The 12,172-nt window shown below is 39.1% G+C and carries 14 protein-coding genes; all 14 read left to right on the top strand.

Annotated features, from left to right (window positions below; genetic code table 11):
• Positions 1–9 precede the first annotated feature (9 nt).
• The 14 genes from G6Q48_RS20220 (at position 10) to G6Q48_RS20155 (ending at position 12,029) form a co-directional block, all read left to right on the top strand.
• The gene (locus tag G6Q48_RS20220; protein ID WP_048607615.1) at positions 10–669 is read left to right on the top strand and encodes a DUF4400 domain-containing protein; all 660 of its coding nucleotides are present in this window, start codon (positions 10–12) and stop codon (positions 667–669) included.
• A gap of 82 nt (positions 670–751) precedes the next feature.
• Positions 752–1,033: a hypothetical protein gene (locus tag G6Q48_RS20215; protein ID WP_166268194.1), complete on the top strand. Its 282-nt coding sequence runs from the start codon at positions 752–754 to the stop codon at positions 1,031–1,033.
• Complete coding sequence (locus tag G6Q48_RS20210; RefSeq protein ID WP_166268192.1) at positions 1,030–1,821, top strand: DsbA family protein; 792 nt, start codon at positions 1,030–1,032, stop codon at positions 1,819–1,821. The genes G6Q48_RS20215 and G6Q48_RS20210 overlap by 4 nt, the downstream gene beginning before the upstream one ends.
• 21 nt (positions 1,822–1,842) lie before the next feature.
• Entirely contained in the window at positions 1,843–2,127 is a 285-nt protein-coding gene (gene traL, locus G6Q48_RS20205; protein ID WP_023159936.1) for a type IV conjugative transfer system protein TraL, read from the top strand.
• The gene (locus G6Q48_RS20200) at positions 2,127–2,780 is read left to right on the top strand and encodes a TraE/TraK family type IV conjugative transfer system protein (RefSeq protein WP_099660706.1); all 654 of its coding nucleotides are present in this window, start codon (positions 2,127–2,129) and stop codon (positions 2,778–2,780) included. Before traL ends, G6Q48_RS20200 begins: the two co-directional genes overlap by 1 nt.
• On the top strand, positions 2,773–3,774 hold the full coding sequence (locus G6Q48_RS20195; protein WP_166268190.1) for a TraK domain-containing protein: 1,002 nt from the start codon (positions 2,773–2,775) through the stop codon (positions 3,772–3,774). The genes G6Q48_RS20200 and G6Q48_RS20195 overlap by 8 nt, the downstream gene beginning before the upstream one ends.
• A 3-nt stretch (positions 3,775–3,777) precedes the next feature.
• Positions 3,778–5,070: a TraB/VirB10 family protein gene (locus G6Q48_RS20190; protein ID WP_166268188.1), complete on the top strand. Its 1,293-nt coding sequence runs from the start codon at positions 3,778–3,780 to the stop codon at positions 5,068–5,070.
• 17 nt (positions 5,071–5,087) lie between these two features.
• Positions 5,088–5,600, top strand: a complete 513-nt coding sequence (traV, locus tag G6Q48_RS20185; RefSeq protein WP_166268186.1) for a type IV conjugative transfer system lipoprotein TraV — start codon at positions 5,088–5,090, stop codon at positions 5,598–5,600.
• A 130-nt stretch (positions 5,601–5,730) separates the two neighbouring features.
• Positions 5,731–6,495, top strand: coding sequence for a thioredoxin fold domain-containing protein (locus G6Q48_RS20180; protein WP_166268184.1), 765 nt, complete (start codon positions 5,731–5,733; stop codon positions 6,493–6,495).
• A complete protein-coding gene (gene traC / locus G6Q48_RS20175; RefSeq protein WP_166268182.1) occupies positions 6,495–8,981 on the top strand; it encodes a type IV secretion system protein TraC in 2,487 nt (828 codons plus the stop codon). The genes G6Q48_RS20180 and traC overlap by 1 nt, the downstream gene beginning before the upstream one ends.
• On the top strand, positions 8,974–9,243 hold the full coding sequence (locus tag G6Q48_RS20170) for a hypothetical protein (RefSeq protein ID WP_166268180.1): 270 nt from the start codon (positions 8,974–8,976) through the stop codon (positions 9,241–9,243). The genes traC and G6Q48_RS20170 overlap by 8 nt, the downstream gene beginning before the upstream one ends.
• Before the next feature lies 1 nt (position 9,244).
• Positions 9,245–9,760 (top strand): signal peptidase I, encoded by a 516-nt coding sequence (lepB, locus tag G6Q48_RS20165; RefSeq protein WP_099660702.1) that lies wholly within the window; start codon positions 9,245–9,247, stop codon positions 9,758–9,760.
• Positions 9,754–10,974 (top strand): TrbC family F-type conjugative pilus assembly protein, encoded by a 1,221-nt coding sequence (locus G6Q48_RS20160; RefSeq protein WP_166268178.1) that lies wholly within the window; start codon positions 9,754–9,756, stop codon positions 10,972–10,974. Before lepB ends, G6Q48_RS20160 begins: the two co-directional genes overlap by 7 nt.
• Positions 10,974–12,029 carry a TraU family protein gene (locus tag G6Q48_RS20155; RefSeq protein ID WP_166268176.1) on the top strand — a complete coding sequence of 352 codons (1,056 nt, stop codon included), beginning with the start codon at positions 10,974–10,976 and terminating at the stop codon, positions 12,027–12,029. The genes G6Q48_RS20160 and G6Q48_RS20155 overlap by 1 nt, the downstream gene beginning before the upstream one ends.
• Positions 12,030–12,172 lie beyond the last annotated feature (143 nt).

The raw sequence follows: 12,172 nt of genomic DNA, 5'->3' as shown, positions 1-12,172 counted from the left end.
AGGTTATTAATGTCAGCCGATACACAATCTAACGGTAGCTCAATTAAAAAACTGTTACTTACGGTAACAGTTTTACTCATTATCATGTCATTGTTTATCCCTGCTGAATGGTATAAATCAAACATGGTTAGCGAGTTAAAAATGGGCGAATTGATTACTGGTAAAAGTGGTTTTCATAGCCAGATTCTCCCATTTGCCAATGAGTTATATAATGACTTTTTTGTTCAAACCGGTATCAACTCTGCGTTAACAAATTACTATGCACCATTGCCAGTGTCAGTTGATCCGCTGGAGCAAACGTTTAACAATATAAGTGGGATTTTCTATCCATTTTTCATTAACTTAGCGAAAATGATAAATTACCATAACTATATGATTGTATATCGTATGGCTCTTTTATCATTTTGGTTGCCGTTCTTTTGTATCATTTTAGTACCCTCACTCATTGCCGGTGTTTGCAGATGGAAGCGGAAGCAATACGACTTCTCATATGTATCACCCTTTTTAAACAGACGTAGTATGAAGCTCATAGGGTTGACTGTTTTCTTGGTTGCAGTATCAATTTTGATACCACTGCCCGTACCACCAGTTATAAATGCAGTCATGACATTATTTGTTATACCTACTTCCATTATTTTAATGATCAGTAATCTCCCTAAGCAAATCTAAAAACAATCATCATTGTTTTAATACCCTTCTGCCAAAAAAAACCCCGATAGATTGGTACATTATGCCTCTGTCGGGGGGTCCTATGCTTAATAAATCCAGTCATTTAATTACGTCAGTTTTAGCGAGTATTTTTGTTTTCAATATCATTACGTTGGCTGTCAATTTTCATTTGTCTAACACGCTTAGAACATTTAACAGCGATATTTCAAAAGTCACATTGAGCTCTGTCTATCTTAAAGATGAAGGCGAACTTGTATTGAAGTTATTTGAACTTACTAAAGATGAACTCGAAGCGACTAATCAAATGCCACAAAGGAAATTGATTTCTCGTAGCGATTTAATAGAACTTGGTCAGAAGAAATGAAAAAAATAACTTTTACACACGTCAGTGTTGTTGCTCTTGCATCATTAACTGCTTTTACGGCTATGAAAACATACTTTTTAAATGCTGATATGAATGAAATTCAGATAGCAGTTGACAGTATTGAAATACCTAAAATAGCCAATGATGATGATTTGGCGAACTTTTTTAGCACGTATATCGCTGCAACTGGTTATAAACCAACAACTCTAAAAACACCTGAACAAATCTCAGAGAGCAATAAAAGTACACTCGAACAACCGTCACCAACGAATGATCGCGTTTACGGGAACATAAATGCACCATTTTTATTGATTCACTATTCTGATTTTGAGTGTCCGTATTGCGGTCAGGGGTTTCCTGAATTACTCGATTTCGTTGATTCATCCGGCGGTAACGTAGCTCTTGTGTTCAAACACACACTTGGTCATGGTCAACGCTCGCTGTATCTATCAACGTTGACAGAGTGCGCGTATGAGCAAAAAGGTAATTATGGTTTTTTTGAAGTTGCGAAATTCATTTTCGATTCTCAACGAAGTGGCGGATTTAACACGCCTATTGCTCAATTAGCAAGTAGTTATAGTCTCGATGAGACAGTGTTTCAGAGCTGTGTAAACAGCAATAGCAGCAACGCGAAAATTTTATTCGATACACAAGAAGCCATTGGTCTTAACTTTGACCGAACTCCAAGCACTATCGTTTCATATCAAGAAAAAGCGGTTCCGTTACAAGGCGCAGTTCCATTAAACGAAATCAAAGTAGTAATGGGACAATTAACACAAGTCAATTAGTTGATATATAAGGTATTTAAAATGAGTAAGGTAGTAAATATATCTCACAGTGTTGATGATCCACCTAAGCTATTTTTCTGGACCGTTGACGAGCTATTTCCATTCATGGTCATGATCGGTATTGGAGTTTTTACTGGAAAATTATTAACCATGATCGCGGTTGGCGTTGTTCTTAGCAAGATATATGGACGTTTTCTTGATAAAGCATCTGATAAATATTTAGCCCATTTGGTCTACTGGCGATTTGGCATCGGTGACAACAAAATTACATTTATTCCTGATTCATTTGACAGAGAATTCTACTGATGAAATTTTTCAAAATGACAAAAACAGTTTCCAGATTACAGGAAACATCAAAAGTCCTATCACTATCTAATTTATGCACTGGCTTCATTGCGATTGGGTTACTGTTCCTTCTGTACGGAAAGAATGAAAAGATCATTATTGTGCCGCCTAACTTACAAACAACTGGCTGGATTGATGAAAATGAAGGTTCTACGGCATATATGCAATCGTGGGCGAGTTATATCGCAACGTTACTTGGCAACACTAATCCCTCATCAGTAAATTTCGTTAAATCCTCATTAGCGCCGTTTCTTTCTCCCAATAGCTACCAACGGATCATGCTAAGTATTGATGATGCAATCAGTCAGATAAATCGTGACCGTGTATCACTGTCATTTACACCAACTCGTATTTCAACAGACCCGAAAGCGAAGGGCGTCTACTTTGTCGAGGGTTCACAAGAAGTTAAAAGTGTGACAGGGAGAACTACGACTAAGACAGTTCATTACATTGTCACAGTTTATATTCGTGGCTATAAGCCCGTTATCGAAGATATTCAATTAAAGAATGGGGATGCATATTTGCCGACTTATGAGCAGGAAGCAAACGGCGGTGTGTTACCAGATGATTCACAGTCTAAAGAAATTATCGAAGGAAGTAGAGTAAATGATTAATTATCAGGCGAAGTTCAATTGTAAGGTTCTGCTTCTTTCACTAGCTTTGAGCTCATTCGCTTCAGCGAAAACCATTTCTGTCTATGGTCAGGATCAACAACCTTCAGGCGGTGCTGAGAATCAATCCAGCTCGATTAAAGAGATTGCTTCAGACGACCTAAATATTCAACCGGTGCCATCGTCTGTCATTTCATCAAAAGCTAAAACTAATTCCCGTATGACATACACAATTCGTTCAGGTGAAAACACGTTAATTCCAGTCTCATTAGGACAACCTAACAGAATTGTTACACCGTTTTCAGAACCGGTTGTTCAAACGATAAAAAAGAATGAAATAAAAATAAGACAGGAGGGTAATGTAATTTACTTTACTGCATTCAAAGATAACCCTGTTGCTATGTACATCACGAATAAAGGTGATGAAAGTAAAGCAATCTCATTATCCCTTCACCCACAAAAAAGACCACCTGTTGAAGCAACCCTTCTTTTAGAAAAAGATGATGGAAACATGGCTGTATATAACAGCGGTAAGTATTACACCCCCACAGCCTCGGGTAATAAGGACGTGGCGGATAAATGGGAAAAAAGTGACTCATACACTCGTACCATTACTAAATTACTCAGGAATGTTGCATTAGGTGATGTACCCGCTGGCTATGAAATTATGGGGATCAATAATGCTGGCATTTCTATACCTAATTGCGCGTTCAGAACAAATAGCCCACAAGATAATATCAAATACACCTTCAGCGAAGGGCAGTATCTGTCCGGCAGTAATTTCGGCGTAATAATTGGTGTAGCGAAAAACGTTGGTAACACAACTGTCACTGTTGATGAGTCACTGTGTACGCACCCAAGATTAGCGGCAAGAGCACTTTGGAGTAATAACACGTTAGAACCACAGCAATCTACTGAGGCTTATTTTGTAATTCGTAAATCTAATACGGCAGAGGAAACACGTTCTGAAAATTCTCGCCCTCGTTTAGCGGAGTAATGCATGTCTATCAAAGACCAATACGAAAACCTGAGCCCCAAACAGAAAAAAATAGTCTTATGGGGTGGGGGAGGATTATTACTGGTAACTACTTTGTATTTTTTAACCAGTGAACCTGATTATCCAACTGCTGCATCGGCTGTGAATAATAAACCAGTGACAAATTTACTCACTAATGCTGACACGCAGGGCCTTAGCCAAGAATCAATCGCCGCTGATTTGCGACGAATTGATGACAGAATTGATAGCCTGTTATCAGTACAAGAATCGTATAAAAAGGAAGTTACACAACTGTATGCTCAACAAAAAATATTAGAGAATCAAAAAAATGATCTTGCTACTGAGCTAAAACAACAGCTTGATAAGCAAGTAAAAGAGAAGATGAACACACCGGATTATACGAATAGTTTCTCCAATACCGGCAGATCATCAAATCAGGTGGGAGGTGGTCGTAATCTGAATGATGTGTATGAAAATGAAATACCATATAGTCCGAATACCACGCAGGACGCAAGTACGTCCGGTTCAGATGATGAATACCCTGAACTGACGACCTATGACGGTACAAATAATCACGATTCAGAACCCAAAGCGAACAACACATTATCAAAATCCGAAACGGATGCAAAAGAGAGCCCTGAGCTGGAAGGTACGTACTTACCGGCTGGTTCAATTATTTCCACTGTTGCTTTGTCTGGAATGGATGCCCCCACAGCGAAAGCGGCGCGAGAACATCCCTACCCAATGTTGGTACGTGTAAAAAGAGAAGCCATTTTACCTAACAACTACACCGCTGATATTCGTGATTGTGCAATTATCAGCAGTGGCTATGGCGAATTGTCATCAGAACGTGCCTACCTACGCAGTAACACGATCTCATGCATCAGAGAAGATGGGGCTGTTATTGAAGCAACATTCGATTCCTATGCTGTCGGTGAGGATGGAAAAATCGGAATCAGGGGAAGGTTGGTCACAAAACAGGGGCAATATCTTGCTAAAGCTCTGATTGCCGGATTCTTACAAGCTGGCTCAGAAATGTTCAGTGTTCAACAGATTCCCTCTATCACGTTAACACAGGATGGGATAGGACCAACACAGTCACCATATCAACAAATTAACAGCAATAAGGTTCAAGGTGCAGCTATGAAAGGTGTAGGCAGCGCACTCAACAGGCTGGCTGACTTTTATATGGATATGGCACAAGACTTATTCCCCGTGATTGAGATAGACCCTGCAAGATCCATTGACTTTGTGGTCACTAAAGGCGTTCAGCTTCAATTCAGACAAACCAATTAAAATACGGATTTACTATAATGAAATTTATTCTCATGCCATTGATGGTTTTAATTTCCCTTTCATTAAGCGGTTGTTCTGCTCTTATGGTTGGTGAAACAGAATTTGGCTGTAAAGGTATGCCTAACTCAGTAACGTGTATGAGTGTGCGTGATGTTCACAAGTTGACCGACGGTGAAAATTACCAAGAAAAAATTGATACTGTTTCTCAAATGCAGCTCAATGGCGAAATAGTCAACAAAAGCGATATGGATAACATACTCAAATCAGACAATAGTAAATGGGTTGGTACTGAATCTGGTCAATATGTTCCAGTGCCAAAACCTGCGGCAAACCCACAACCGATCAGAAGTGAATCTATGGTGATGCGAGTTTTAATCGACCCTTACGAAAACACAGATGGAGATCTTATCGTCACAGGGTATGTCTACACGGAGATATCGCCTCGTAAATGGGAAGTAGGTATTTCTCGTCCAGATCGCAAGCACAATGCGGTTCTCAAACCACTACAAACGCCAGATAACCGAAAATAGATGATTATCAGTAACTATTTTAAAAAGGACTTTTTAAGTCCTTTTTTTATTGCCAAACGAGAAAAGAAATTTTTCAGATGTGAAAGAATCACAATCCAATGATAAATATCCAGATTGTGCAGGATTCAATATGAAAAAGAAGTTACAACTTAGTTTAATATCATTAGCTTTAGCTTTCACAACCGCACACGCTCACGCTGACTATGCAGATATCGAAAAATCTAATACTCAGACTGTTTTCAATCAGGAAGCATTGAAATCTCACCCTACAAAAACACCAGATATTCCTAAATTTTTATTACCTAGCAATGGGATAATTGCTCTTAATAATAATGGTAATTTACAGCTTCTTACTTCAAATGGGCGCTTTGTTATCAAAGGCACTTTATATGATACGTGGGCGAAAAAAGACTTAACCTCGTTTGAAGATATTCAAAAATACGGCTCTATTATCCCTGTAAAGAATCTTAATATTAAAATGGATGATTTACAGTCAGCAACGTGGGGTAAAGGTCCAAAGCAGACCATTATTTTCACTGACCCGTTCTGCATTCAGTGTCATGAAACTTTACAGCAACTAAATGGTCTGGACCCTGAGAAATACACTGTTCATGTACTTTCCGTAGGCGTTTTAAACAGTAACAGCCAGCAACGCAATTTTGAATTGTATTGTGCAAAAGACAGATATAGAGCTGACAGAGCAATCATTACAGGGAATAACAGTGTACGTTTCGAGCAAATTGAAAACTGTGACCGTGAGGCTTTGATGAAAAGGGAAATTACCGCACAAGTTTTTGGTATGAGTATGATCCCATTTATTATTCGTGACGATGGAACTTACAACGTTGGTAAACCAGTTGAAGGGTTAAAATCGTTTTTAGAGAGTGATAAATAATGGCAACAGCTACTATCTTAAAAAAATTACAATCCTTTAAGCGTTTTTCATCCTTATGTCCAGTTTTAGCTATTCATGACGATGAAAATATTTTTATTTGTGAAAATAACTACATCGGCTTTGGATTCAAATGTATTCCCCTATCTGGCACAACAGGAAAAGAGCAATCTCAATTAAAAACACTATTATCAGGATACTTCCCGAATAGTACCGTTATTCAAATTTCATTATTTGCTTCTCAAAACATTAGCCATATTGCAAACAGATCTGATTTCTTACGCATAAATTGTCAGAATCAGGTTATGAAAACAACGAACTTAAAACGCTCACGTTTTCTTCTGGCTCATACCTCAAAAGCGTTTAACGGTACTAATACAAAGGCTCGAAACTGCGAATTATACTTTACTGTCAAAGTTCCAATTAAAAATGATCTGTCTCCTTCCGCAAATGAATTAAACACTGTAAGGGAGATGCAGGGTAACTTTGAAACCACGCTTAGAATGACGGGATTCGTCCCTCAACAGCTAACGAGAGAAATATATCTTACTGCTATCACTTCAATGATAAATCAAGGCAGTAATGCGACATGGCGCGATAGAATGCCGGTTGAAGTTGATGAGGATAGAATGATTTCGGAACAGCTACTAGAACTGGATAGCTTGTTTTTTGTCCGTTCTAATTATATCGGTTTTGGTAATCCGGAGGATGAAAGCAGTAAGCAGGAGACAAATACTACATTTGCAAGAACAATATCAGCGAAAAAACTGCCCCGAAGATTTCAAGAAGGAACAGCACAGTATTATCTCGGTGATTTGATGAATGGTGCTACCGGTATAAAAAACCCATGTATTATCACTATGACTCTTGTTTATCCTGATCAACAAAATGCAAAAAGTACATTTACATCAAAACGTACTGTTGCGACCCGTAACGCAGACGGTCCATCTTCCAGATGGGTTCCCTCCATGAAAACCACAAGCGCTGGATTTGACGTTTTAGCACAGAAAATTGATGACGGTCAGCCAATTTATAAAGCATCTTTTACAGTTTCAATTTTTGCTAATTCAGTCACTCAACTCAATCAATCAGTACAGGAAGCAACCAGTTATCTAAACAACTTGTCCTTTAAAATGATACCTGACGTGAATTTTGTTGGACCGATCTTTTTAGGCTCATTACCTTTGTTTTATGAAGCCAATGCAGACAAAGTTTTAGGTCGTTCCAAAACACTGGCAGTTGAAGAAGCTCTCGTACTCTCGCCGCTGTACGCCGATTGGCAGGGGACGGGAAATCCCGTTCTGACACTTACATCACGAAATGGTCAGGTCCAGACAATGGACTTTTTCCAAAGCGATACAAACTACAACGTATGTATTGCTGCATCATCTGGTTCAGGTAAATCATTTTTAACTAACTACATTATCTCCGCATACCGCTCACTAGGCGCTAAGATATGGGTAATTGACGCTGGCGACTCATATAAAAAACTGTGTCAGATGTTTGATGGTTCGTATGTGGATTTCCATCCATCGACCAAACCATGTCTTAACTTCTTTGAAATTATTGAAGATTATTTTGGTGAAGATGAAGATGCAGATGAAGGAACCGGTGAGGAAGATTTAGTTATTGGTTTGCTGTCAGTCATGGCTGCACCACAAGACGGATTGGGGGATTTTGAAACATCCCGTTTGAAAAATCATGTTGCCAAATTAGTCAGGAAACACGGTAAAGAAACAACTATCGACATGGTAGCTGACTCTTGCAAAAGCGATCCTGATCAGCGCATTAAAGATATTGGTGAGCAGTTATATCCTTTCACAAAAGAAGGTCAATACGGCAAATATTTTACTGGTAAAAACAACATCTCTTTTGATAATCCGTTTACTGTACTTGAGTTGGGTCGTATTGAAAAATCCGAACACCTGAAACAAATCATTTTGATGCAATTAATTTATCAGATTCAACAAGATATGTATCTTGGTGATCGTGATCAAATGAAAATTGTGATCATAGATGAAGCATGGGCGTTACTGACAGGGAACATCGGTGCATTTATCGAAAAAGGGTATCGCCGGTTCCGAAAATACTACGGTAGTGCTATTACGATAACTCAATCTATCAATGATATGTATAAAGATCGCGTTGGTCTTGCTATCACAGATAACTCCGCATTCCTTGCCATGCTAGGACAAACAGAATCTGCGGTGAACAAAGCACGAAGGGAAGAACGTTTACCGCTCGATGAAGCTGGTTACGAATTTTTGAAAACAGTAAAAAGCCAAGCGGGTATCTATTCAGAAATCTACTTTATGAGTGCTATGGGGGGAGGAATTTGCCGGTTCATTGTCGATAAGTTTTCTTACATGCTTTACACAACAAAAGCATCCGAAGTACAGGCGATTGAGGATAAATTGAAGAAGGGGCAAGACGTCATTGAGGCAATTGATGATTATTTAATAGAACAGGGGTATGGAAACGATGATTAAAACCGTTTTTTTACCGATTTTTTTCGGGTTTATCGGTGCGGGTATTTACTCGCACTTAAAGCCACCAAAGCCGCTGGTGGCACAAATTGCTGTGATAAACATGAGTAACCCTGACGGGACTATCAAATCCCCCCAAGAACGAGCGGTAATACAGCATAGAGCTGACATTTTGAAAGGCAAGGGTTTCATCATATTCAATCAATCCGCGCTTCATACGGCTCCTGACGGCGTATACATCAGTGGAAAGCTAAAAGATAACTGATATGCACCTGAAGAATCTTTATAAAAGAATTTCAAAGAAAAAACGAGGGTGGGGGCGACAATCTCTTTATATGTTGATTATTGTCGCCACTGTCGGACCTGTCAGTCATTACATGCTTAATCGTTTTTCAATTGGAATTGATCCACAAAACTACCCTTGCCTTCCTGAACACAGAATTTATCTGATTGATAAAATGGACAAAGAAATTCAGAAAGGGAAGGTATTTGCTTTTCGTTCCGAATACATCAGTAGCATTGCTATCAAATTTATAGACGGTGTAGCTGGTGACAAAGTTAGAGTCAGCCCTGAAGAAACCACGATTAATGATTTGATGGTGGGAGAAGGACTTCTATTAGCACGAGAATCTGGTCATACAGAGCAGGAATTACAACGTGAGGGGATAATTCCTGCCGGTCATATCTGGCTAATGGGTCGCACTAAGGTCAGTTTTGATTCACGGTATTGGGGCGTACTCCCTATAGAAAATGTGATCGGGAGAGCATATCCGATATGGTAAAAAAGAAAGTTACATTATTGATTTCTCTATTAACACTGTCCATTACATCCAGTGCAAATAGTAAATTAAATATGGTTACTCCATATACAGAATCCATTCCTACTGTCGAACGAGCTACTGATGCAGACATGGCAGATTTGGAAAAACTGAAAGCAGTGGCAGCGGCACAAGCTGAAGTTCACAGAGAAGCAACGCGCCAGCTTATCGCAGATAAAAACGTCATGGCAAATCAGGCTATTAACAAGCTAACGACTGATGAAGCTCAGATACTGAAGGAGATGATCAAAAGTCAGAATGAAAGTGGAAATTTCAACCAACAGCAAAAAGGTAATGTATTTTACATATTGATTTCGGCAAGTCTTAAAGATACTGAAGTAATTGATATTATGCGGTCAGTATCAGGTCGTAATGATGTAATCCTAGTTGTTCAGGGAGTTAGAAATAAAGATTCACTGGTCGATGAAATAAATCACTGGCATAAATTAATTCGCGCTACGAAGTCAGAAGTGAATTTCACAATAGATCCGAACATTTTTATCAAATATGGTGTGCGAACCATTCCAACTATCATTCATGAAAATGATGGTGAATTTGTATCTCTGGTACATGGAATTTCCAATGTTAATTATCTCGATAACAAAACAGGGAATATGGGTGTGCAAGGACCAGTTGTTGAGGTAATTGAACGTAATATGCTGGATTTAATTGAAGAAGGTATTAAAAATCTAGATTTCGAGAAAATGAAAAAGGATGCCTATAACCGATACTGGAAAAATAAAGATATATACAGATTCCCTGAAGCTCTAAAAGATAGCACCCACTATGTAGACCCAAGCGTTGTGATACCACAGGATATATTATCTCCAGATGGACGAATAATTGCCAAAAAAGGGCGAGTAAACCCTATGGACGTTATCCCGTTTAACTTAAAGTTAATTTTTTTCAATCCTGCTTCAGAATGGCAACGTGTGTTTGCACAAGAGCAATATCAAAATGCCAAAGAAGAAAACTTAATTCCTACATTAATTGCAACTGACGTTTATGGGAACGGTTGGGAAACATTTTCCGACAGCAATTTATATGGTGATGATGCCACTTTATATTTTATTCAAGAAGGCATGAAAGAGCGTTTTGGGATTCGTAATGTTCCAAGCATTGTAACCGGTGATGATAAGCAATTTATTGTTAATGAATATGCAGAAAGGAATTACTGATGAACAAATTTAAATTGTTATTATCATCTGCACTCCTGTTAACTTCGTTAAGCTATGCAGAAAGTGTACAAAATAATAATACTGCATCATTCACATGCAAGGATAATGAATTTTTAACAAAGGGCAAAATGTTTACTGATGTTTGCTGGAGTTGCATTTTTCCAATAAAGATATCAGGAGCTAATATTGGACCTAGCGGTGATATGCCTGATGATGCCGCAAAGGGCGTATTCTGCGCCTGTCCTGACGGATTAGGGGTTTATCACGCAGGGTTGTTAACTGGAGTGTGGGAACCTCGCAAAATTATGGAAGTTACGCGAGTTCCTGGTTGCTTCTCTACGATGGGCGGGTTAAAAATCAATGTGGGGAATAAATACAGTTACGGTACACAGGTATCAGATACAGGTCATGAGATAGACACGAACTCTGGTATCAGTTTCTATCACTATCATTACTACTCAGCTCCACTGTTACGTATATTAGATTTGTGGTTGCCAAAAGGTTGTCAACCAGACGCATACAGTGACTTTGATATCATTAGTTTTTCAGAGATTGACCCAACTTGGCATAGCGCCACGCTAGCCTTTTTCCAACATCCTGAGTCTGTTGCGGTAGCAAATATAATTGCACATCAAGCGTGTACAATGGAATCCGTTGCCATTACTGGCGGAGGAAAGCCTATGAATAAGCTGTGGTGGTGCGCCGGATCATGGGGTGGTCAATATCCATTAACCGGTTCTACATCATCGAGAGACACACCACGGACAACCAGCCTGACAGCAGCAAAATCATTATCACTTGAACACCGCAGAGGGCTAGCACGTCTAACTGTGGGGCGTGAAGTGGCTTGTAAGCCTCGTGTTTACCCAACTATCCCTAAACAGCAATATAAGTTCAATATGGTGTTTCCTACACCGGAGAGCAAAAGCTCACACGTACTTGGTGAGACACCTTACAAATGGCAGGGGGGCTCATTCAGATACCCTACGGGATCAGGACAAGAAAGTACGTATATGATCTTTCAGTGGATGGATTGTTGTAGAATCATACTTTAATAGCATGTTATGTACTCTTTAACAGAGAGTACATTACGTAAAAGGGCACTGTTGCAAATAGTCGGTGGTGATAAACTTATCATCCCCTTTTGCTGATGGAGCTGCACATGAACCCATTCAAAGGCCGGCATTTTCAGCGTGAC

Source organism: Providencia sp. M-27 (assembly GCF_011077905.1).
GTDB classification, from domain to species: domain Bacteria; phylum Pseudomonadota; class Gammaproteobacteria; order Enterobacterales; family Enterobacteriaceae; genus Providencia; species Providencia huaxiensis.
The sequence above is the reverse complement of the archived record's forward strand: the minus strand, read 5'-3'. Positions and strand labels throughout refer to the sequence as shown.